General features: G+C 67.8%; 21 protein-coding genes. 18 read left to right on the top strand and 3 right to left on the bottom strand.

The genetic code is table 11. The features are described 5' to 3' along the window. Positions 1 to 160 precede the first annotated feature (160 nt). Complete coding sequence (locus tag HF877_RS11580; protein WP_169621308.1) at positions 161 to 1537, bottom strand: MBL fold metallo-hydrolase; 1377 nt, start codon at positions 1535 to 1537, stop codon at positions 161 to 163. A gap of 265 nt (positions 1538 to 1802) precedes the next feature. On the opposite strand from HF877_RS11580, the gene HF877_RS11575 reads away from it, so the two are divergent. The 7 genes from HF877_RS11575 (at position 1803) to HF877_RS11545 (ending at position 7404) form a co-directional block, all read left to right on the top strand. Then, positions 1803 to 2402: a rhodanese-like domain-containing protein gene (locus tag HF877_RS11575; protein ID WP_169621307.1), complete on the top strand. Its 600-nt coding sequence runs from the start codon at positions 1803 to 1805 to the stop codon at positions 2400 to 2402. Positions 2403 to 2404: 2 nt separating this feature from the next. Continuing rightward, on the top strand, positions 2405 to 3274 hold the full coding sequence (locus HF877_RS11570) for a sulfite exporter TauE/SafE family protein (protein ID WP_169621306.1): 870 nt from the start codon (positions 2405 to 2407) through the stop codon (positions 3272 to 3274). Between the two features lie 117 nt (positions 3275 to 3391). Next, on the top strand, positions 3392 to 3661 hold the full coding sequence (locus tag HF877_RS11565; RefSeq protein ID WP_169621305.1) for a metal-sensitive transcriptional regulator: 270 nt from the start codon (positions 3392 to 3394) through the stop codon (positions 3659 to 3661). Between the two features lie 76 nt (positions 3662 to 3737). Further along, positions 3738 to 4232 (top strand): glutathione peroxidase, encoded by a 495-nt coding sequence (locus HF877_RS11560; protein WP_169621304.1) that lies wholly within the window; start codon positions 3738 to 3740, stop codon positions 4230 to 4232. 5 nt (positions 4233 to 4237) lie between these two features. Further along, the gene (bluB, locus tag HF877_RS11555; RefSeq protein WP_169621303.1) at positions 4238 to 4933 is read left to right on the top strand and encodes a 5,6-dimethylbenzimidazole synthase; all 696 of its coding nucleotides are present in this window, start codon (positions 4238 to 4240) and stop codon (positions 4931 to 4933) included. 63 nt (positions 4934 to 4996) lie between these two features. Then, entirely contained in the window at positions 4997 to 5701 is a 705-nt protein-coding gene (locus HF877_RS11550; protein ID WP_169621302.1) for a DUF2334 domain-containing protein, read from the top strand. Positions 5702 to 5760: 59 nt separating this feature from the next. Then, positions 5761 to 7404: an FAD-binding dehydrogenase gene (locus tag HF877_RS11545; RefSeq protein WP_169621301.1), complete on the top strand. Its 1644-nt coding sequence runs from the start codon at positions 5761 to 5763 to the stop codon at positions 7402 to 7404. A gap of 26 nt (positions 7405 to 7430) precedes the next feature. Here HF877_RS11545 and HF877_RS11540 read toward each other — a convergent pair whose 3' ends face one another. Continuing rightward, positions 7431 to 8075 (bottom strand): MBL fold metallo-hydrolase, encoded by a 645-nt coding sequence (locus HF877_RS11540; protein WP_169621420.1) that lies wholly within the window; start codon positions 8073 to 8075, stop codon positions 7431 to 7433. Between the two features lie 134 nt (positions 8076 to 8209). Here HF877_RS11540 and HF877_RS11535 point away from each other — a divergent pair, with 134 nt between their 5' ends. Together HF877_RS11535 and HF877_RS11530 are read left to right on the top strand one after the other, a co-directional pair. Continuing rightward, a complete protein-coding gene (locus tag HF877_RS11535) occupies positions 8210 to 8689 on the top strand; it encodes a carboxymuconolactone decarboxylase family protein (protein WP_169621300.1) in 480 nt (159 codons plus the stop codon). Positions 8690 to 8692: 3 nt separating this feature from the next. Next, the gene (locus HF877_RS11530; protein ID WP_169621299.1) at positions 8693 to 9607 is read left to right on the top strand and encodes an LLM class flavin-dependent oxidoreductase; all 915 of its coding nucleotides are present in this window, start codon (positions 8693 to 8695) and stop codon (positions 9605 to 9607) included. Between the two features lie 51 nt (positions 9608 to 9658). Here HF877_RS11530 and HF877_RS11525 read toward each other — a convergent pair whose 3' ends face one another. Further along, positions 9659 to 11905: a heavy metal translocating P-type ATPase gene (locus tag HF877_RS11525; RefSeq protein ID WP_169621298.1), complete on the bottom strand. Its 2247-nt coding sequence runs from the start codon at positions 11903 to 11905 to the stop codon at positions 9659 to 9661. Positions 11906 to 12085: 180 nt separating this feature from the next. Here HF877_RS11525 and purS point away from each other — a divergent pair, with 180 nt between their 5' ends. The 9 genes from purS (at position 12086) to purL (ending at position 22807) form a co-directional block, all read left to right on the top strand. Continuing rightward, complete coding sequence (gene purS, locus HF877_RS11520; RefSeq protein WP_072701971.1) at positions 12086 to 12331, top strand: phosphoribosylformylglycinamidine synthase subunit PurS; 246 nt, start codon at positions 12086 to 12088, stop codon at positions 12329 to 12331. Continuing rightward, entirely contained in the window at positions 12328 to 13005 is a 678-nt protein-coding gene (gene purQ, locus HF877_RS11515) for a phosphoribosylformylglycinamidine synthase subunit PurQ (RefSeq protein WP_169621297.1), read from the top strand. Before purS ends, purQ begins: the two co-directional genes overlap by 4 nt. A 179-nt stretch (positions 13006 to 13184) precedes the next feature. Continuing rightward, the gene (locus HF877_RS11510) at positions 13185 to 14030 is read left to right on the top strand and encodes an SDR family oxidoreductase (protein ID WP_346765122.1); all 846 of its coding nucleotides are present in this window, start codon (positions 13185 to 13187) and stop codon (positions 14028 to 14030) included. A gap of 45 nt (positions 14031 to 14075) precedes the next feature. Further along, on the top strand, positions 14076 to 15233 hold the full coding sequence (locus HF877_RS11505; RefSeq protein ID WP_169621296.1) for a serine hydrolase domain-containing protein: 1158 nt from the start codon (positions 14076 to 14078) through the stop codon (positions 15231 to 15233). Positions 15234 to 15253: 20 nt separating this feature from the next. Next, positions 15254 to 17503 (top strand): cytochrome P450, encoded by a 2250-nt coding sequence (locus HF877_RS11500; protein ID WP_169621295.1) that lies wholly within the window; start codon positions 15254 to 15256, stop codon positions 17501 to 17503. Between the two features lie 72 nt (positions 17504 to 17575). After that, entirely contained in the window at positions 17576 to 18190 is a 615-nt protein-coding gene (locus tag HF877_RS11495) for a TetR/AcrR family transcriptional regulator (protein WP_206036968.1), read from the top strand. Between the two features lie 283 nt (positions 18191 to 18473). Further along, positions 18474 to 19772, top strand: a complete 1299-nt coding sequence (locus HF877_RS11490) for a M18 family aminopeptidase (protein ID WP_169621294.1) — start codon at positions 18474 to 18476, stop codon at positions 19770 to 19772. Positions 19773 to 19869: 97 nt separating this feature from the next. Beyond that, positions 19870 to 20460 (top strand): Uma2 family endonuclease, encoded by a 591-nt coding sequence (locus tag HF877_RS11485; protein ID WP_169621293.1) that lies wholly within the window; start codon positions 19870 to 19872, stop codon positions 20458 to 20460. Positions 20461 to 20527: 67 nt separating this feature from the next. Continuing rightward, on the top strand, positions 20528 to 22807 hold the full coding sequence (purL, locus tag HF877_RS11480) for a phosphoribosylformylglycinamidine synthase subunit PurL (RefSeq protein ID WP_169621292.1): 2280 nt from the start codon (positions 20528 to 20530) through the stop codon (positions 22805 to 22807).

Raw genomic sequence — 22807 nt, 5'->3', positions numbered from 1 at the left:
CCGCAGGTGCAGCGGTCGCCGGCGGGTACGGATCGCATGACGGCGTCGACATGCTGTCCGCAGCCGCCCCATCCGGTCTTCCGGCAGTTCGGGCAGGTGACGGGGTAACACATGGGGTTCTCCTTCTTCGTTGTTGTCGGTCCGGCTCCGGCCGGAACGATCAGGCCGCGACGTGGCTCTCGGCCCACGCGTTGTAGCCGCCGGTGAGATCCGAGACGTTGTCGAAGCCGTGGGCGCGGAGCAACGACGCCGCCACGCTCGAGCGCCATCCACCGGCGCAGTGCACCACGATGGGCTTACCCGTCGGTACCTGCCCGAGCCGAGTGCGCAACTGTGCCAACGGGATCGGCACCGCACCGGGGATCGTGCCGAGTTCGCGCTCACCGGGGTTGCGGATGTCGACGAGGGTGACGGTGCCGGCGGCGAGCAGGGTGTCGAGTTCCTCGACGGAGGTGCGGGGTGCGGTCCGAACCAGTTCGGTCAGCTCGACCGGGAACATGCCGTCGGCGACGGCGAGATAGCCGATCGCGTTGTCCGATCCGATCCGGGCGAGGCGTACCGCCGCCTCCTGTTCCTCGCCGGGGTAGGTGATGAGCACGATCCTCTCGCCGACCTCGGCGACCATGCCACCGGTCTCGGCGAAGCGTCCGTCGAAACCGACGTTGACCGATCCGCGCAGGTGCCCGGCGGCGAAATCGTCGACGCTGCGTGCGTCGAGAACACGGGTGCCCGCGGTGAGCTCGGTCCGGACCTGAGCCGGAGTCAGCATCGGGATGGTGTGGTCCTGGGCGAGCAGCGGGTGGATCCGCTTGTTCATGGCGGCATCGGCCGAGAAGTACGACGGTGCGGCCGGCTGGCCCTCGGTGATCAGCGCGACGAAATCGTCTTCGCTCATCGGCTGCACCGAGGGGTTGCTCACTCGCTGCTCTCCGATCGTGGAGGTCAGCTCGGTGGAGAGATTCTTTCCACAGGACGAACCGGCACCGTGGGCGGGCATGACCGTGACCTCGTCGGGCAGTGTCAGCAGTTTCTCGTGCACGGTACGGAACATCGCCCGGGCCAGGTCGCTGGTGGACCCGTCGCCGAGGTTGACCAGGTCCGGCCGGCCGACGTCGCCGATGAAGAGCGAGTCGCCGGTGAGTACCGCGGACGGTGCGGCGTCGGGACGCTCACGCACGACCACCGAGATCGATTCCCAGGTGTGCCCCGGCGTGGAGAGGATCTCCAGGTGGACTTCGCCGAGGGAAAGTTGCTCCCCGTCCCGTAGCCGTCGGATGGGGTAGTCGGTCTCGGCGGCCTCGCCGAAACCGATCCATGCGCCGGTCGCATCCACCAGTTCGAGGTGGCCGGAGACGAAGTCCGCGTGGAAGTGGGTGTTGATGACGCCTTCGATGGTGAGGTTGTGCTTCGCGGCGTCGTCGAGATAGTCACCGATATCGCGGCGCGGATCAACCACGATCGCCCGGCCGGTGCTCTCGTCGCCGATCAGGTACGACGCGTGGGACAGGCACTCGATGTAGTACTGCTCGAGAATCATGGGTTCCTCCGTTGCTGATTCCGGGTCTGTGAACAGCGTGGCATATACCCCCTGGGGTATGTCAAGTACCCCCCGGGGTATCGTGCTGCACAGAGTTTCGTCTCCGGCTCCCGCATGGGGAACCCCGGAGTGCTAGGGAAGCTCCCGCAGCAGATCATGGTTTTAGATACCCCTAGGGGTATGTGTACGATGAGTTCCCAGAATACCCCATGGGGTAATTGCGTCGCCTAGTGCGCACACAACCCAGAATCGAAAGGCCCTCCTTATGACCACGTCCGGTCCCGCCACCCTCGACCCGAGTGCGCTCCACGAACTGATCGGCGCCGATGCGAACGTGCGTGTCGTCGACGTCCGCACCCCCGGCGAGTTCGAGTCCCTGCACATCGCGGGCGCCTACAACGTGCCCCTCGACCTGCTGCGCGAGCACCGCGACGAGTTCCTCGCCCACCTCGACGAGAGCATCGTCCTGGTGTGCCGGTCCGGGCAGCGTGCGACGCACGCCGAGGAGACCCTGCGCGAGGCGGGGCTGCTCAACGTGCACATCCTCGAGGGCGGGATGACGAGTTGGGAAGGGCAGGGTCTGCCGGTCGTTCGCGGTGCCGCACGCTGGGAACTCGAACGCCAGGTTCGTCTGCTCGCGGGCTCGCTGGTACTGGGCTCGGTCCTGGGCAGTGTCGCCGTGCCCAAGCTCAAGTGGCTCGCCGCCGGCATCGGTGGCGGTCTGAGCTTTGCGGCACTGTCGAATACGTGCGCGATGGGCATGATGCTGTCGAAGCTGCCCTACAACCGCGGCGCCACCTGTGATCCGCAGACGATCGTGGCACAGTTGACCGCTTCCAGCGGCACTGCAGCCGAAGGGAACTGATCGTGATCGCGCTGACCGTGTCACTGGCGGTCCTTGTCGGCGTCACCCTCGGGTTGCTCGGCGGCGGAGGATCCATCCTGACCGTCCCTCTGCTCGCCTACGTCGCGGGCATGGACGCCAAGGAAGCGATCGCCACCTCCCTGCTCGTAGTCGGTGTCACGAGCGCGGTCGGCGCGATCTCCCACGCGCGGGCGGGCCGCGTGCAGTGGCGCACCGGCATCCTGTTCGGTGCGGCGGGCATGGTCGGTGCCTACGCCGGTGGCCTGTTCTCGCGCTTCATTCCCGGCGGCATCCTGCTGCTCGCGTTCGCGGCCATGATGATCGCCACCGCGGTCGCGATGCTGCGCGGCCGCAAGAACAAGGCAGCAACCGGAAGTGCTGTTCCCGCTATGCCGGTCGGGAAGATTCTGCTCGACGGCGTGGTCGTCGGGTTGGTCACCGGTCTGGTCGGTGCCGGTGGTGGTTTCCTCGTCGTGCCCGCGCTCGCGCTCCTCGGCGGACTGCCCATGCCCATCGCCGTGGGTACCTCACTCATCGTGATCGCCATGAAATCCTTCGCGGGGCTCGGTGGCTACCTCTCGTCCGTGCAGATCGACTGGCGCCTGGCGGCGATGGTGACCGGCGCCGCGGTGGTCGGCAGCCTGATCGGTGGCCGGCTCACCTCGAAGATCGATCCGGATACGCTGCGTAAGGGCTTCGGGTGGTTCGTTCTGCTGATGTCCTCCGTCATCATTGCGCAGGAACTGCATCCCGCTGTGGGAGGCGCGGTCGCGGTCCTCACGCTGGTTGCCGCCGGCACCGCCTATGCGTGCACACGCACCTCCCGCTGTCCGCTGCGGCGATGGCGTCAGCTTTCCGTCGCCGCCGGGTGACGCGAGAGGATGCGCCTCCGCATCACCCGGCGGTCCCGATCGGGCCGTCGAGCTGTGAGACGAGGGGGGCGATACCCCAGGGGGTACGATGACAAGACATTCGCGAAAGGAATCGACATGGTCGGCGACGACGAAAGCATCACCCAGGTCCTCAATCGGTTGCGCCGTGCTCAGGGGCAGCTCGCCGGAGTGATCGCGATGATCGAGCAGGGCCGTGACTGCAAGGACGTCGTCACGCAGCTCGCCGCGGTCTCCAAAGCACTCGACCGTGCCGGCTTCAAGATTGTCGCCAGCGGCCTGCGGGAGTGCATGACCGATTCGGGTGACGGAAACAAGGAGCCGATGACCGAGGCGCAACTCGAGAAGCTGTTTCTCGCTCTCGCCTGAGTGCATCGACGACGCTGTCGTCCCGGGCGGGGCCGCCGTCCCGAACGGTCCGGTGCGGGCACGCTAGCTTGTAGGCATGACCACCGACCTCCAGAACATCTCGATCAACACCCTCTCGGGTGAGCCCACCAGCCTCGCGGCGTTCGAGGGGCACGCGCTGCTCGTCGTCAACGTCGCGTCCAAGTGCGGACTGACCCCGCAGTACGGCGCACTCGAGCAGCTCGCGAACGACTACGCCGACCGCGGCCTCATCGTGATCGGCGTGCCGTGCAACCAGTTCATGGGACAGGAACCGGGAACGGCCGAGGAGATTCAGGAATTCTGCTCGGCCACCTACGGTGTGACCTTCCCGCTGCTGGAGAAGATCGAGGTCAACGGCGACAGCCGCCATCCGCTGTATGCCGAACTCACCAAGCACGCCGATGCGTCCGGTGAAGCCGGTGACATCCAGTGGAACTTCGAGAAGTTCCTGATCGCCCCGGACGGTACCGTCGTCGATCGTTTCCGTCCCCGCACCGAACCCGACGCCCCCGAGGTCATCGAGGCCATCGAAGCAGTCGTGCCGGCCTGACGATCATGTTCACCGCTCGAGCGCGCGAGGCGCTGTACGACATCATCCGCATGCGCCGCGACGTGCGCGCCGAGTTCAGCGGGGAGGCGATTCGCGAGGAAGCGCTGCACCGGGTTCTCGCCGCTGCCCACCACGCACCGAGCGTGGGTAATACGCAGCCGTGGGATTTCGTGGTGGTCCGTGATCCGGAGCGCCTTGACGCTTTCGCCGAGCACGTCGCCGGATGCCGGAAGGCATTCGCCGATTCGCTGCCCGAGGACAAGCGGCGGACCTTCGACCCCATCAAGGTCGAGGGCATCGCCGAATCGCGTACCGGCATCGTCGTCACCTACGACCCGTCGCGCGGCGGGAAGCACATCCTCGGGCGGCATACCGTCGACGAATCCGGCTTGTTCTCAGCGGTTCTCGCCATCCAGAACCTCTGGCTCGCGGCTACGGCGGAGGGCCTGGGCGTCGGGTGGGTCTCGTTCTACGAAGAAGAATTCCTCCGCGACTTCGTCGGAGTCGAGGACCCCGTCCGACCGATCGCCTGGCTGTGCCTCGGTCCCGTGACACGCCTGCAGGAGGTTCCGGACCTCGAGCGGTTCGGCTGGAGACAGGGCCGCCCCCTCGGTGAGGCCGTGCACTTCGAATCCTGGGGGAAGCACGACGAGGGACTGAACGGCGCGAGACTGCCGGAACGTCGCGACGCCGACGTGTGATCGCCCCGCAGTCGTCGTTCGAGCGACGACTCGCGTTCACCGCCGGATGCGACGGTGGAACCCGTGAACGGACAGTTGATCGTCTCGGTCTCCGGAATCACGGACACCACACGGGGAGTCGTCGACGGGTTCGCGCGGGAGATGGACGCTCGCGCAGTGCCGCTGTCGCTGTTCGTCGCCCCCAGGCTCGCCGGGCATTACCTGCTGGTGCGTGACGCGCACACGCAGGAGTGGCTGCTCGAGCGCCGCGAAGGGGGCGACGCCATCGTGCTGCACGGATACGACCACGGTGGTGAGGCCGGACGGCACGCCGAGTTCTCGGCACTACCGGAACACGAGGCGCGACTGCGCCTTCTCGCCGCCGACCGTGTGCTCGACAGGACCGGGTTGCGCACGCGGTTGTTCGCCCCGCCGCGGTGGCGCGCATCGTCCGGCACCGTTGCGGCGCTGCCACAGGTCGGGTTCCGGACGGTGGTCGACGGGACGGGGGTCCACGACCTGGCCGGCGGCACAGTGACGAGATCCCGTGTCTACGGCGTCGGTGACGGCGCGCCGTCACGGCCGTGGTGGTGCCGGGTAGTGGTGAGCGAGGCCGCGCGAGTGACGCGTCGGGGCGAACCGCTCCGGCTTGCCGTTTCCGCGCCGGTTCTGGCCGCAGCCGGCCCCCGGCGGGCCGTGCTCGCCGCGGTCGACGCCGCACTGCGTCACGGCGCCGAACCGGCGGTCTATCGCCGGCCGGCGTCCTCGACGGGGCGCGTCACCGTCTGAGGAGTTGCGTGGGCGACTGTTTGTCCCGAGCCGTGCGTTCGCTCGGTACTGTTTGCGGCATGGACGCAGATGTGATCGTGGTGGGGGCGGGCCTTGCGGGACTCGTGGCGACGGGAGAACTCGTCGACGCAGGCCGGAAGGTGATCCTGGTGGACCAGGAGAATGCGAACAACCTCGGGGGACAGGCATTCTGGTCGTTCGGCGGACTGTTCTTCGTCGACAGTCCCGAGCAACGGCGTCTCGGTATCGAGGACTCGTACGAACTGGCCCTCCAGGACTGGATGGGCACGGCGGGCTTCGACCGCGAGGTCGACGACCGCTGGCCACGCCGGTGGGCGCAGGCGTACGTCGAATTCGCGACGGGGGAGAAGCACGCGTGGCTCAAGCAGCGCGGGCTGAAGATCTTCCCGATGGTCAACTGGGCCGAGCGTGGCGGTTACGACGCTGCGGGACACGGCAATTCGGTTCCCCGTTTCCACATCACGTGGGGCACGGGACCGGCTCTCGTCGAGATCTTCGCTCGTAAGGTCCGGGAGGGCGTCGACCGGGGACTGGTCACGCTGAAGCACCGGCACCAGGTCGACGACCTGGTGATCACCGACGGAGCGGTGACAGGGGTGCGAGGCACCGTGCTCGAGCCGACCGACGCCGCTCGCGGTGTCGCTTCGTCGCGGGTGGGAGTCGGTGAATTCGAGTTCGCTGCCGGAGCCGTGATCGTCACTTCGGGCGGTATCGGCGGCAACTTCGAACTCGTGAAGAAGAACTGGCCCCAGCGTCTGGGCGAGCCGCCGAAGCGGATGCTCACCGGTGTTCCCGCGCACGTCGACGGGCGGATGCTCGAGATCACCGAGAACGCCGGTGGCAACATCGTCAACCGCGACCGGATGTGGCACTACACCGAGGGCATCACGAACTTCGACCCCGTGTGGCCGAACCACGGCATCCGGATTCTGCCCGGACCGTCGTCGCTGTGGCTCGACGCCACCGGCACTCGCCTGCCGGTTCCGCTGTTCCCCGGTTTCGACACCCTCGGCACTCTCGAGCACATCGCGCGCACCGGGCACGACCACACCTGGTTCCTCCTGGACCAGAAGATCATCGAGAAGGAGTTCAGTCTCTCCGGATCGGAGCAGAATCCCGACCTCACCGGCCGGGATGTCCGCTTGCTCCTGCAGCGCATCCGGTCGGGTGCGCCCGGACCTGTGGATGCGTTCATGCGGCGTGGCGTCGACTTCGTCGTCCGCGACAACCTCGCCGACCTCGTCGCCGGAATGAACGAGCTGACGCCTGATACGCCGCTCGACTACGAGCGGGTGCGTTCGGTCGTCGAGTCGCGGGACCGGGAGATGACGAACAAGTTCACGAAGGACCTGCAGGTCGTCGCGATGCGTGCGGCCCGCACCTACAAGCCGGATCGCATCGCCCGCATTGCGTCGCCGCACCGGATCCTCGACCCGAAGGCCGGCCCCCTGGTCGCGGTCAAACTGCATCTCCTCACCCGTAAGACGCTGGGAGGCCTCGAAACCGACCTGTCGTCGAGGGTGTTGCGTGCGGACGGCTCGGTGTTCGACGGGCTGTACGCGGCAGGCGAGGTCGCGGGCTTCGGAGGCGGTGGCGTACACGGCTACCGCTCGCTGGAAGGCACGTTCCTCGGCGGATGCATCTTCTCCGGCCGCGCCGCCGGGCGGGCGGCGGCGCGGTAAACCCCCTCGGCGGCGCCGGGTGCGGATCAGACTTCGACGTCGTCCTCGTACGGCAGTACCCGGAACTCGGTGCCGTCGGAGGCCATGTCGGAGTACCGGCCGTAGAAGATGCCGTTCGCCTGATCGGTGATGATGCCCTGGTGGATCGGCACCGCCACCCGGGGATTCACGGCACGCAGGTAGTCCACGGCTTCCCAGATCTTGAGCCACGGCGCCGCTGCCGGGAGTGCGAGTACGTCCACCTTCTCGGACGGGATGTACAGCGAGTCTCCCGGGTGCATCAGGCGTGCCGGGTTCTCCGCGTCTCCGACGAGGAATGCGGTGTTGTCGATGACCGCAAGGTCGGGGTGGATCACCGCGTGGCGGCCGCCGGTGCCCCGGATCGTCACGTCGCCGACCGTGAACCGGTCGCCGGGCCGCACCGCCGACCAGTCGCCCTCGAGAAGTTCCGCGGACTGCGGATCCGAGAACAGGGCAGCGCCGGGGTTGGCGTCGAGAAGCGCCGGGAGGCGGGCGGGGTCGGCGTGGTCCGGGTGCTGATGGGTGACCAGAATCGCGTCGAGGCCGGTGATCCCCTCGAATCCGTGCGAGAAATTGCCCGGGTCGAAGAGGATCTTCTGCCCGAGGTGTTCCACGAGGATGCAGGAGTGGCCGAAGTGGGTCAGTCGCATGCCTCCGAGTATGCCGTCCGCAGTATCGGTCGCGAGCCGGATCTCCGGTGCGTGCGCGAGCCCGATGGTACGTTGCGTAGTCAACTAATCGGTGCACATGCACGACGGATCGCCGACCGGCCCGAGGAGCGGACATGACCGAAACCCGAGAGCCCCGCGTTCTGATCGACAAACAGACCCGGCCTGTCTACCGGGCGCAGGTCGCCGTCGCCGGCGCGGTGCGCGAGGCCGTCGCGAAGGCCGGGCTCGAGCGGTCCCTCGTCGAACTCGTCAACATCCGGGTCTCGCAGATCAACGGTTGCGCCTACTGTCTCGACATTCACGTCCGCGAGGCGCTGAAGGCAGGCGTGTCGACGACGCAGCTCGCGGTGTTGTCGGTGTGGCGGGACACCGAGCTGTTCACCGATGTCGAGCGGGCGGCGCTCACCCTCGCCGAATCGGTGACAGTGCTGCCCTCGAGCTACGAGCAGGACCGCGACTACGCGGAGGCCCGAGCGCACCTCACCGACGACCAGCTCTCAGCCGTCGCATGGGTGGCCATCACCATGAACGCGTTCAACCGCATCTCGATCGTCAGCCGCCACGCCCCGCGCTCCGAGTCGGAAGGATCGTGACACGTGCCCGACTACCGGCAATCCCTCGAATTCGGCAGCTTCCTCACACCGTCCGCCGGTGACCCGGCCCGGGTGGTGGATCTCGCTCTCGTGTCCGAACGCGCCGGGCTCGATCTGGTGACGATCCAGGATCACCCCTACCAGTCGCGTTTTCTCGATACCTGGACCTTGCTCAGCTGGATCGCGGCCCGGACGACGACCGTCACCGTCGCGCCGAACGTGGCGAACCTTCCCCTGCGCGGACCGGTGATCCTCGCACGCAGCGCCGCGTCACTGGACCGGCTCAGCGGCGGCCGCGTCGAACTCGGACTCGGCTCGGGTGCGTTCTGGGATGCGGTGGCGGCCAACGGAGGTCCGCGCCGAAGCGCCGGGCAGGCGGTGACGGCGCTGGCCGATGCGATCGCGGTGATTCGGGCGCTGTGGTCCGACGAGAAGGGCGGGGCGAAGGTCGACGGCGAGTATTACTCGCTGTCCGGTGCGAAACGCGGCCCTGCTCCCGCACACGATCTCGGAATCTGGGTCGGCGCCTACGGCACCCGCATGCTCGGACTGACCGGGCGACTTGCCGACGGCTGGCTGCCGAGTTCGTTCGCCGCCGGGCCCGACGTCCTGGGAGAGATGAGTGCGCGGGTCGACGACGCCGCTCGGGAGGCCGGGCGCGAACCCGCGGAGATCCGCCGCCTGTACAACGTCACCGGCACCTTCGCCGATGTTGCCGACGGTTCGTTCCTGCACGGTCCGGCGGAGGTGTGGGCCGAGCAGCTCGCCGAGCTGACTCTGCAGCACGGCACGAGCACGTTCGTTCTCGCGAGCGACGCCTCGACGGACCTCGAACGCTTCGCAGCCGAGGTCGCGCCGCGGGTGCGCGAACTCGTTGCTGCCGAACGCGGCGAATGGGAGTCGGCGATATCGCGATAGCGATGGTGTGCGAGATCGGAAGATCTCGCACACCACCACCGTCGCCCGGGGTCAGCGGGGCGCGAACCTGCGCAGGCGCAGACTGTTGCTGACCACGAACACCGAGCTGAATGCCATTGCCGCGCCCGCGATCAGCGGGTTGAGCAGCCCCAGCGCGGCGAGCGGCAGCGCCGCGACGTTGTAGGCGAACGCCCAGAACAAATTGCCCTTGATGGTGCGCAGCGTTGCCCGCGCGAGGCGGATGGCGTCGGGGGCGGCCCGTAGATCGCCTCGGACCAGGGTCAGATCCGACGCCTCGATGGCGACGTCCGTTCCCGTGCCCATCGCCAGCCCGAGGTCGGCCTGGGCCAGCGCTGCCGCGTCGTTGACGCCGTCGCCGACCATTGCGACGACCCTGCCCTCGGACTGGAGACGCTCGATCACCTGAACCTTGTCGGCGGGCATCACTTCCGCGATGACCTCGTCGATGCCGACCTGCTTCGCGACCGCCTCGGCCGCGCCGCGGTTGTCACCCGTGAGCAGCACGGGACGAAGACCCAGGTCACGGAGTTCGGACACGGCGGCACGGGAACCGTCCTTGACCGTGTCGGACACCACGACGACCGCACGGACCGCACCGTCCCAGGCCACCCAGATCGGCGTCCGGCCTTCGGATTCGGCCGCCTCGGCTTCTCGTCGGAGGTCGGGTGCCGGTGCGAGCGACCATTCGTCGCGCAGCCAGGACAGCCGCCCGGCGAGCACGGCACGTCCGTCGACCACACCGGAAACCCCGCGTCCGCCGTGGTTTTCGAAACTCGCCACACCGGACAGCGGGCGCGTCTGTGCGGCGTGGTCGGCGATCGCCCGCGCGATCGGATGCTCGGATGCGTGTTCGAGCGACCCCGCGAGATGCAGTACTTCGTCGGCGGATTCGTCCGGCGCCACATGAACGGAGGCGACGGTCATCTCGCCCGTGGTGACGGTTCCGGTCTTGTCGAGTACGACGGTGTCGACGCGGCGCGTGGATTCGAGGATCTGCGGGCCCTTGATGAGGATGCCGAGTTGCGCTCCGCGGCCTGTGCCGACGAGCAGCGCTGTGGGAGTCGCGAGACCCAGCGCGCACGGGCACGCGATGATCAGCACCGCGACCGCCGACGTGAAGGCAGCCGAGACGGGATCGTCGGTGAACAGCAGCCACGCGGCGAGGGTGAGCAGCGACAGCCCGATCACGATCGGGACGAACACCGCGGAAATCCGGTCGGCGAGGCGCTGGACCTCGGCCTTCCCGTTCTGTGCGTCCTCGACGAGGCGCGCCATCTGGGCGAGTTGGGTGTCGGAGCCGATGCGGGTCGCCCGGACGGTGAGGCGACCGCCGGCGTTGACGGTCGCACCGACCACGGCGTCGCCGGGCGCGACCTCCACGGGCATCGACTCACCGGTCAGCATCGACTCGTCGACGGCCGACGAACCCGATTCGACGACGCCGTCCGTCGCGATCTTCTCGCCGGGACGCACCACGAACACGTCACCGACGGCGAGCTGGTCGACCGGGATGCGGGTTTCGGTGCCGCCACGCAGCACCGCGACGTCTTTGGCTCCCATGTCGAGCAGCGCCCGCAGGGCGGCGCCGGAGCGGCGCTTCGCCCGGGCCTCGAACCAGCGACCCGCGGTGATGAAGGTGGTGACGGCCGCGGCGACCTCCAGGTAGATGTGCTCCTCACCGCCGCCCGAGGCGAACAATTCGAAGGTCATCTTCATGCCTGGCATACCGGCGTGGGTGAAGAACAGCGCCCACAGCGACCACAGGTATGCAGCGGTGACACCGACGGAGATGAGGGTGTCCATCGTCGCGGCACCGTGCCGCAGGTTGGTCCAGGCCGCGCGGTGGAAGGGCAGGGCGCCCCACACGACGACCGGTGACGCGAGGGTCAGGCACAGCCACTGCCAGTTGTCGAACTGCAGGGCCGGGATCATCGACAGCGCGACCACGGGGACGGTGAGCAGGGCCGACACCGTCAGGCGCTGTTTCCATTGCGCGGCTTCGTCGGATTCGGGTCCGCTGTCCTCGCCGGCAGCGTGCTGCGTCCGGGGAGGTGCGGGCAGTGCTGCGGTGTAACCGGTGGCTTCGACGGTCGCGACGAGGTCTTCGGGCGTGATGTCGCCGCTGTAGCTGACCTTCGCCTTTTCGGTCGCATAGTTGACCGACGCGGTGACGCCGTCCATCCGGTTGAGCTTCTTCTCGACGCGCGCGGCGCAGGAGGCGCACGTCATCCCACCGATGGTGAGTTCGACGTCACGCGTCGTGTCAGCGGTCGTCATGTGGATACTCCTTCGATGTCGTTCCTCCTTTATACCCCTAGGGGGTATGTGTCCGCTACTCACTGGGGGCGGTGGCCGGCGGGGCAGCGGCCGGTTCCGGCTCGAGCGGCCTGAGCCGGTAAACTTCGATGGGTCCGGTGTCCGTTCCCGGGCGCCAGCACTACTACCGAGGAGCAGCACGTGGCGCGTGTCGTCGTCGAAGTCATGCCCAAGGCCGAGATTCTCGACCCTCAGGGTCAGGCCATTGCCGGGGCGTTGTCGCGGCTGGGCTTCGCGGGCGTGACCGACGTCCGCCAGGGAAAGCGATTCGAACTCGAGGTCGACGGCAGCGTCGACGACGCCCAGGTGGAGAAGATCGCCGAAGCGCTCCTCGCCAACACCGTGATCGAGGACTGGGCGGTTCGCCGGATCGACGGTGACGCATGAGCGCACGCATCGGGGTCATCACGTTCCCCGGCACGCTCGACGATATCGACGCAGCCCGGGCGGTGAAGCTTGCCGGCGGCGAGGCCGTGAGCCTGTGGCACGGTGACGCCGACCTCAAGGGTGTCGACGCGGTCGTCGTGCCCGGTGGGTTCTCGTACGGCGACTACCTGCGGTGCGGCGCCATCGCGCGGTTCGCTCCGGTGATGACCAAGGTCGTCGAGGCGGCGCGCGGCGGAATGCCGGTGCTCGGCATCTGCAACGGCTTTCAGGTGCTCGCGGAAGCGGGCTTGCTGCCCGGCGCGCTGACCCGCAACGCAGGTCTGCACTTCGTGTGCCGCGACCAGTGGCTGAAGGTCGAATCGAACTCCACCGCGTGGACGTCGCGCTACGAGCAGGGTGCCGAGATCCTGGTACCGCTCAAGTCCGGCGAGGGCCGTTACCAGGCCTCGCAGGAAGTGCTCGACGAACTCGAGGGCGAAGGCCGTGTCGTGTTCCGCTACGTGGGCGAGAACCCGAACGGATCCCAGCGTGGCATCGCGGGCATCGCGTCGGCGAACGGCCGGATCGTCGGCCTGATGCCGCACCCCGAGCACGCCACCGAGGCGCTCACCGGCCCCAGCGACGACGGACTCGGCATCTTCTACAGCGCGCTCGACGCGGTGGTCAACGCCTGATCTCCTGACGCACCGAAACCCCCGCCGTCCGATGGACGGCGGGGGTTTTTCGTTGGTCCGTCCATTCTTTGCAGTCGTTTTAACGCCGAAATACCCATCCTCACCTGCGGTGGAAAAGTTTCACTAGACATACGTCTACCCAAAATGTCATGCTCTGCATCACCGGTGGCGGAGGCCGAGTGAGCCAGCTACCGCACATTCCCGAGGAGATTCGTATGCAGTTCCAGGACAAGGTCGTTTTCATCACCGGTGCCGCGTCAGGCATGGGTCTTGCCACCGCGCAGGCATTCGCCGACCAGGGCGCCGTCGTCTACGGCGCGGACATCTCCGCCGACAACCTCGCTCGCGACTTCGCGGCGCTCCGGGGAGCCCACGCCGTTCCCCTCGACATCGCCGACAGTGCCGCCGTGCGCGAAGCCTTCGCCACCGTCGAGCGTGAGCACGGCCGACTCGACGTGCTCGTCAACGCGGCTGGCGTCAACGCGCCCAACAAGGCTGCGCTCGACGCCCTCAACGCCGAGAACTACAAGGGCTTCGAGGCGATGAAGGAAGGCCGGCAGCACAACCCTGAGTTCTACGAAACCATCACCGACGAGGACTTCGACCGCGTCCTGAAGATCAACCTGTACGGCCCCTTCTACACGATGCGTTCCGCTGTGCCGCTGCTCAAGAAGGCAGGCGGCGGCGCGATCATCAACTTCTCCTCGGCCGCCGCGCTGATGTCGGTGGCGATGCCCGCGTACTACCCGGCGTCCAAAGCCGGTGTGCTCGGCCTGACCCGGGAGGCTGCCACCGAACTGGCTCCCTTCAACATCCGCGTCAACTCCCTTGCGCCCGGGGCCGTCGACACGCCGCTGTTCCGCCAGAGCGACGAGGAGTTCTCCGACTTCCTCATCTCGATGCAGCCGATCAAGCGGCCCGCGACCCCCGAGGAGATCGCCAAGACCGTGCTGTTCCTTGCGGGTGCCGAGGGCTCCTACTACACCGGGCAGACGTTCTCGCCGTCCGGCGGATTGGTCATGTAACCCACCGCTGATCCCCGCCGCACCGAGAGAAACAGGACCGACACCATGCCTGCTCTGGACCCCACCGCACTCACCCGGCTCACCGACGAGATCCGCCGCGACATCGACCACGGCGACTACGACGGCGTCAACATCATCGTCGCGCGTCACGGCGACATCGCCCTGAACGAAACCCTCGGCTACGCCGAACGCGCCACCGAGACCGCGCTGCGGCCGGACAACGTCTTCCGCATCCTGTCGATGTCGAAGGCGTTCACCAACACGCTCGCGTACCGCGCACTCGGCGAAGGCAAGCTCGCACTGTCGACGCGGGTCGTCGACATCATCCCCGAGTTCTTCGGCACCGATGTCTTCCGCTCGGTGCGCAAGGACCGCATCAACCTCCACCACCTCCTCACACACCGCTCGGGAATGCCCGCCACCCCGAATCCCGGCCTCGGACCGGACCGCTTCGGGGTACTCGCCGACGTGATCGACGCGCTGTGCTCCGTGGACGTCGTCAACGAACCCGGGACCACCCTCAACTACGCGCCGTCGATCAACCACGCCCTCATGGGTGAAATGGTCCGTCGCGCATACGGTTACGACCACTTCCGGGACCTCGCGCGCGATCTCGTCTTCGAGCCGCTCGGGATGACGCGGACGGCGTTCGGCATGCCCGCAGCCTGGCGCGCGGACGCGGTGCCGCTCAAGGCATACGTACCCGACAACGGCTGGCTGTCGCCGGCCGACATCGAAAACCTCAACGACACCATCACCGAGGCCGCGGAGATCCCGTGGGTCGGTGCCGTCAGTACCGCGGAGGACATCTTCGCCTTCGCCGAGATGTTCCGCCGCAAGGGCGAAGTGAACGGACAGCACCTCGTCGCTCCCGTGGTCGTCGACCAGGCCACGACCCTGCAGACCGGCGACATGCCCAACGACCTGTATGCGGGCATCGCCGCGAGTCGCGGATGGGAAACCCCGCCCGGCAACTTCGGACTCGGATTCTCCTTGTCCGGCACGGGTCCCCACGCATCGTTCTTCGGACCCTTCACCTCCCCCCGCACCTTCGGCAACTACGGTGCCGGGTCGTCCCTGTTCTGGGTCGACCCCGAACTCGACATGACGTTCGTATTCCTGTCGGCCGGCTGCATGGACGAAGGCGACAACGTCGCCCGATTCCAGAAGCTCTCCACCATGGCCGCCGCGGCCGCCCTCTGACTCCTCCGGGAAGACCTGACATGACCCTCACGCCTGAAGCTCCCTCCGCTTCCCGGTGCCCTGTCGCGCACGGTTTCGACGCACTGAGCGACGACTACTTCACCGACCCCGCAGCACATTTCGCGAAGTTCCGGGACGAGACGCCCGTGTTCTTCTACCCGTACCTCAACGCGTGGATCGTCAACCGCCGCGAAGACGTCGAGACCGTGCTCGCCGACTGGCAGCGGTTCACCTCCGGCGGCAACAGCGGCACCATCGACGTCCCCGAACAGTTCCGGGCAATCGTGCCACCGGACCTGATCACGCAGATGCTGGTGGGCTCCGATCCGCCGAGCCACACCGACCACCGGTTCGTCGCGCAGCGCGGGTTCACCAAAGAACGCATGGAGGCGCTGCAGCCCGAGATCGAGGCGCGCGCACACCGCGTCGTCGACGGCTTCGAGGCACGCGGCTCCGGCAACCTCGTGACGGACTACGCGCTCGAACTCACCACGCAGACGATCATGGCGCACATGGGTCTCGGGTACGAGCACGACGCGATGATGCGCCAACTCCGGGACGACTTCGCGATGATCCTCGCGTCGGCTGCCGAACCGATGGCCGAGCCGATGCGGACGCAGGTGTGGCAGCGCTACATCGATGCGACCCTCGTACTGCGCCGCATCATCGACGAGCGTCGTGAGAACCCCGGCACCGATCTGATCTCCGATATGGCGATCGTGAACGACAAAGACGGCAACCGGATGCTGTCGGCGGCCCAGATCGCCGTGCATCTCACCGAATTCGCGATGGCCGGCGTCGATTCGACCACCCAGGCGGTCTCGAACGCGGTGCTGTTCCTCGCGCGGAACCCGGAAACCCTCGCCGAGGCGATCGAGGATCCCGCACTCTGGCAGCGAGTGTTCGAGGAGACCGTGCGACGCAGGCCGTCGTCACCGTTCGCCGCGCGCCAGGCGCAGCAGGACATCGAACTGGGCGGCGCGCACATCCGGAAGGGCGACATGGTGTGGCTGGCGCTGGCCAGCGCCAACACCGACCCGGCGCGGTGCCCGCACCCGTTCGAGTTCGACATCCACCGCCCCGAACCCGAGAACCACCTCGCGTTCACCCAGGGCCGGCACACCTGCCTCGGCCAGGCACTCGCCCGGGTCCAGGGCGCGACGGCACTGCAGGTGCTCTTCGAACGGCTCCCGTCGTTGCGTCCCGCGGCGGAGGTTCCCCTCGACTTCCTGCCGATCGCGCTGCTTCCGGTGCGCCGGACCCTGCCGGTGACCTGGGATGTCGCCGACATCGAGCGAGCGAAAACCAAGACCGCCCGGCACATGGAACTCACGGTGCTCGAGCGCCGCGACGAATCCGACGGGGTGGTGTCGCTGACCCTCGGCCACCCCGACGGCGGCGCGCTGCCCACGTGGAAGCCGGGCGCGCACATCGAAGTTCGGCTCGGCGACGGCGACGACGCCCTGCTGCGGCAGTACTCGCTGTCGTCGTCTCCGCAGGACAGCACACGCTGGCGGATCGGTGTGCTCCGCGAACCGGATTCGCGCGGTGGATCGCAGTACGTACACGACCGGCTGCGGGACGGCGCGACCGTCACGGTCGGCTTCCCCCGCAACAACTTCCGTCTCCGCCCGGCTGCGCGGTACGTCTTCGTGGCCGGGGGGATCGGCATCACCCCGATCCTGCCGATGATCGCGCAGGCCGAGGCCGACGGTGCCCGCTGGGAACTGCTCTACGGCGGCCGCACTCGCGCGTCGATGGCCTTCCTCTCCGAACTCGAGCGGTTCGGCGACAAGATCACCGTGTGCCCGCAGGACGAGACCGGTCTGCTGGATCTGCGTACGTTGCTCGCCGAGCCCACCGAGGACACGCTGATCTACTGCTGCGGTCCCGAACCGCTCCTGCAGGCGATCGAAGCCGCGAGTGCGCACTGGCCGGTCGGGTCGCTGGTGACGGAACGCTTCGCCGCCAAGAAGATCGTGCGCACCGAACCGGATGTGGCGTTCGACGTCGACTTCGCCCGATCCGGGATCACCGCCACGGTGCCCGCCGGGAAAACGGTGCTGGACGTGGCGGAGGAGAACGGCATCGAGGCGTTGTCGTCGTGCAAGGAAGGGACGTGTGGCACCTGCGAGGTCCGGATTCTCGCGGGACGCGCCGACCATCGGGATTCGATCCTCACCGCCGGTGAGCAGGAGCGGAACGAGACGATGATGATGTGTGTCTCGCGCGCGGAGAAGGGGTGCTCGAGGCTGGTGCTCGACGCCTGACCGTGCGAAAACTCGATCGGATTCCGGCTGCGGGACCGGTAGGGTTTCGTGCGACGAGAGGCGGGAGGGCGAGTGGCACCGAGAACGGCGGTCGTGCCGAAGATGACGCGGGTCGAGCAGAAACGCGCGACGCGTGAGGCACTCATCGAATCGGCGCGGGCACTGTTCGTCGAATCGGGATACACCTCCACCACGGCCGAGGCGATCGCCAAGGCCGCGGGGGTGTCCCGCGCGACGTTCTACCTGCACTTCCGGTCCAAGGCGGAGATCGTGCAGTGGCACATGTCGGCGCTCGAACAGCCGATCCGGGACGACTACCGGCGCCTCGACGCGTTCGAGGACCCGTCGCTCGGCGACGTCACGGACTGGCTGAACGAGCACGCGCTGTTCTGGCGGGCGCACCGGGCCGAGTTCGCGAGCATGGAGCAGGCGCTCTCGCACGAGCCTCTCGTGTCCGACGAGTGGTTCGCCATGTTGCGCCGTGTCGCGTCGGGTATGGACAACCTGCTGGGGCGGCAGTCGGACGACGACGCCCGGTTGCGGGCACGCCTCCACGTGACGTCCATGCTGATGTCGACCGACCGCAACTTCCACTTCGCGCTGGTGCAGGGGCACGACGAGAATTTCGAACGGCTTGTCTCCGTGCTCGCGGAGCAGTGGTTGTTCTGCCTGCACCGCACAGGCTGACGACATACGGAACGAGGGATCTCGCGCGCCGTCCCGATCGGCTGCGAGATCCCTCGTCCGTGAAACCCGGAGCTCAACCCCCCGATCGGGTCCCGGGCCGGCGCCCCCGTTTCGTTCGATGGAGGCACCGACCACCAGTGTGCCCGGCTCGCCCCGGTTTGTCCTGACAACTCGTCGCCGATTTGTCCCCAAAGCGGCTTCGACGCCGTCATCCGAGCTCCCGGCGGGGTCTCTCGCGTCAGGGGTATCCGGTCGGAGGATCCGGAAGTGCGAGGATGCAGACATGCCTTCGATGACGCAAGCGGATGCCCCGGGACTGTGCAACTTCGTCGACATGTCGCCGTCGCCGTTCCACGTGTGCGCGACCGTCGCGGCCGCGCTGAACGACGCGGGCTTCACCGAACTCGACGAGTCGCAGCGTTGGCCGAGTGAGCCGGGACGGTACTTCCTGGTCCGCGGCGGATCGCTCGTCGCGTGGAGCACCGAAGGCGACGACACCGATCCGGCGCGGCCCTTCCGCATCGTCGGCGGGCATACCGACAGCCCCAACCTGCGGGTGAAACAGCATCCCGACCTCGCGTCCGCCGGGTGGCGGCTCGTCGGACTCGAGCCGTACGGCGGAGCCTGGCTCAATTCCTGGCTCGACCGCGACCTCGGTGTGTCCGGGCGGCTGACGGTGCGCTCGGGATCCGGTTCCACCGACGTGCTCGTGCGCGTCGACCTTCCCGTACTGCGTGTTCCGCAGCTGGCGATCCACCTGTCCGAAGACCGCAAAGGCGTGCAACTGGACCCGCAGCGGCATCTCAACGGCGTGTGGGGCATCGGCAGCGAACCCCGCTCGTTCCTGGCGTATGTCGCCGGGCAGGCCGGGGTGGACGCCCGGGACGTGCTCGGATGGGAACTGATGACACACGATCTGGCGCCGAGTTCCCTGGTCGGCGCCGACGGTGAACTGGTCAGCGCACCGCGCCTGGACAACCAGGTCACCTGCTACACCGGGCTGCAGGCGATGCTGCACGCCGCCGATCACGTGGCGACTCACGCCGGCCCGGTGCCGCTGCTCGCCCTGTTCGACCATGAAGAGGTCGGCAGTATGTCCGACCGGGGTGCGTTCTCCGACCTGCTCACCACCGTCCTCGAACGCATCGCGCTGGTGCGCGGCGGCGGCCGTGAGGATTACCTTCGGGCGCTGGCGGGGTCGGTCGTCGCGTCGGGGGACATGGCCCACGCGACCCATCCCAACTACGCGGAGCGTCATGAACCCGCCCACCGGATCCTGGTCGGCGGCGGCCCGGTGCTCAAGGTCAACCAGAACCTCCGCTACGCGACCGACGCCGCCGGGGCGGCAGCGTTCGCGCTCGCCTGTGAGCAGGCCGGCGTGCCGTTGCAGCGATACGTGCACCGGGCCGATCTGCCGTGTGGCTCGACGATCGGTCCGATCACGGCATCGCGCACGGGACTGACCACCGTCGATGTGGGGGCGCCCCAGCTCGCGATGCACTCGGCCCGCGAACTCATGGGAGCCGCCGACGTCGCGAGCTACGCCGATGCTCTCGCTGCGTTCCTGACGCCCGCGATCTGAGCCGGATCTCCGAGACCGGCGGTTCCCGAGACCGCTGCGCACTCCGGTGACAGACTGAGGTGGTCCTGTCCGGCCCGCAATGAACGGGAGTGTTGGCGTGAGCAGCCCGTCCTATCCCGATCACCTGCTGACCCTCGACGAGTGGGTTGCGCTCCCGGACCACGAGAACCATCACGTCGAGGTGTGCGAGGGCGTTCTCGTCGTCGCACCGGCACCGGGCGCCGCACACGATCACGCCGAGATGGTCCTTGCGATGCAACTGGACCGCCAGTTGCCCGACGACCTGTGCGTGCTCGGCGGCGTCGAGGTGCTGGTGTCGGAGAACCCGCTGACGGTGCGGGTGCCCGATGTGATCGTCGTGGACCGGACGCTCGTGGACGCCGACCCCGATCGCGCTCCGATCACCGAGGTGCGGCTCGTGGCGGAGATCACCGTGCCGGGCACCGCCCGCACCGACCGGGTCACCAAGTTCTCCGAATACGCCGAGGCAGGCGTGCCGCAGTACTGGATCATCGATCTCGACGGACCGCCGGTGGTCGCGGTGTTCACCCTCGAAGACGGCTGGTACCGCTACGACGGCGAGCACACCGGCACGACCGTCCTGAAAGCGGTGGGTCATGACGTCACCCTCGAGCTTCCCGGCCTTGCCCCCGCACCGGTGACGCCTGCCGAGCCCTCGCCCCGATAGACTGGCTCCCGGCAGTGCCCGCCCGGCCTGCTGTTTTCGATCCCAGAGTGAAGGGACCCGACGCCCAGTGTCACCGCACGTGGATACCGTCACCCACGCCGCCGAATCTCCTGATGTCGCTCAGCCCTTCCGGGAGCTGGGACTCAAGGACGACGAGTACGCGCGCATCAAGGAAATCCTGGGGCGCCGCCCCACGGACGCCGAACTCGCCATGTACTCGATCATGTGGTCCGAGCACTGCTCGTACAAATCGTCCAAGGTGCACCTGAAGTACTTCGGCGAGACCACCACCGACGAGATGCGTGCCTCGATGCTCGCGGGCATCGGCGAGAACGCCGGCGTCGTCGACATCGGCGACGGCTGGGCCGTCACCTTCAAGGTCGAATCCCACAACCACCCGTCGTACGTCGAGCCCTATCAGGGCGCCGCGACCGGTGTCGGCGGCATCGTCCGCGACATCATGGCGATGGGAGCCCGGCCGATCGCGGTCATGGACCAGCTCCGCTTCGGCGACCCGAGCCACCCCGACACCCGGCGCGTCGTCGACGGTGTCGTGCGCGGTGTCGGCGGATACGGCAATTCGCTGGGTCTGCCCAATGTCGGTGGCGAAACCGTGTTCGACGCCTCGTACCAGGGCAACCCGCTCGTCAACGCGCTCTGCGCGGGCGCGATGCGCGTCGAAGACCTCCACCTGGCATTCGCGTCCGGAACCGGCAACAAGATCATTCTGTTCGGAGCCCGCACCGGCCTCGACGGCATCGGCGGCGTCTCGGTTCTCGCGTCCGAGACCTTCGACGACAGCGCGGGCGGCCGGCCCAAGAAGCTGCCGAGCGTGCAGGTCGGCGACCCGTTCACCGAGAAGGTGCTCATCGAGTGCTGCCTCGACCTGTACCGGGAGAAGCTCGTCGTCGGCATCCAGGATCTCGGCGGTGCCGGACTGTCCTGCGCGACATCCGAACTCGCCGCGGCCGGTGACGGGGGAATGCACATCTCCCTCGAGCGCGTCCCGATGCGCGCGACCGGCATGACCCCGGCCGAGGTGCTCTCGTCCGAGTCGCAGGAACGCATGTGCGCGGTGGTCGCTCCCGAGAACGTCGACGCCTTCATGGCGGTCTGCAAGAAGTGGGACGTGCTCGCAACCGTGATCGGCGAGGTCACGGACGGAGATCGCCTCGTCATCGACTGGCACGGTGAAACCGTGGTCGACGTGCCCCCGCGCACCGTCGCCCACGAGGGCCCGGTCTACGAGCGTCCCGTGCAGCGCCCCGAAGGCCAGGACGCGCTGGTGGCGAACACCACCGCCGGGCTGAAGCGTCCGGAGACGGCCGCCGAACTCGAGGCCACGCTGCGCAAGATGCTCGCATCACCCGCGCTGTGCAGCCGCAAGTGGATCACCGAGCAGTACGACCGCTACGTGCGTGGCAACACCGTGCTCGCCGAGAACGCCGACGCCGGTGTCATCCGGATCGACGAGGAGACCGGCCGCGGCATCGCGCTGGCCACCGACGCGTCGGGCCGCTACACCCAGCTCGATCCGTACACGGGCGCGCAACTCGCACTCGCCGAGGCCTACCGCAACGTCGCCACCACCGGTGCGACCCCGAAGGCCGTGTCGAACTGCCTCAACTTCGGTTCGCCGGAGGACCCGGCCGTGATGTGGCAGTTCCAGCAGGCCGTGCGCGGTCTCGCCGACGGCTGCGCGCAACTCGGAATCCCCGTCACCGGCGGCAACGTCAGCTTCTACAACCAGACGGGCTCGACGCCCATCCTGCCGACGCCGGTCGTGGCTGTGCTCGGCGTGATCGACGACGTGCATCGCCGCATTCCCACCGGGCTCGGTCTCGAACCCGGGGAGACGCTGATCCTGCTGGGGGAGACCCGCGACGAGTTCGACGGGTCCATCTGGGCGCAGGTCGAGCACGACCATCTCGGCGGCGTGCCCCCGAAGGTCGATCTCGAACGGGAGCGGTTGCTGTCGGAGATCCTGCTCGCCGGTTCGCGTGACGGACTGATCTCGGCTGCCCACGACCTGTCCGAGGGCGGTCTCGCGCAGGCCGTCGTCGAGGCGGCGCTCGCAGGCGAGACCGGTTGCCGGATCCTGCTGCCCGAGGGCGCAGACCCGTTCGTCACGCTGTTCTCCGAATCCGCCGGACGGGTGCTCGTCGCAGTGCCTCGCACGGAGGAATCCCGGTTCACCGGGATGTGCACCGCACGCAACATGCCGTGGGTGCGTATCGGTGTCGTCGACGAGGGCTCCGACTCCATCGAGGTCCAAGATCAGTTCTCGATTCCGATGGACGAACTTCGAGAGGTGTGGGAAGGCACCCTCCCGGCTCTGTTCGGGTAG

Origin of the sequence: Rhodococcus sp. BL-253-APC-6A1W (assembly GCF_012843405.1) — a bacterium.
Lineage (GTDB): Bacteria > Actinomycetota > Actinomycetes > Mycobacteriales > Mycobacteriaceae > Rhodococcus.
This window is presented reverse-complemented; position numbering and strand designations above follow the sequence as displayed.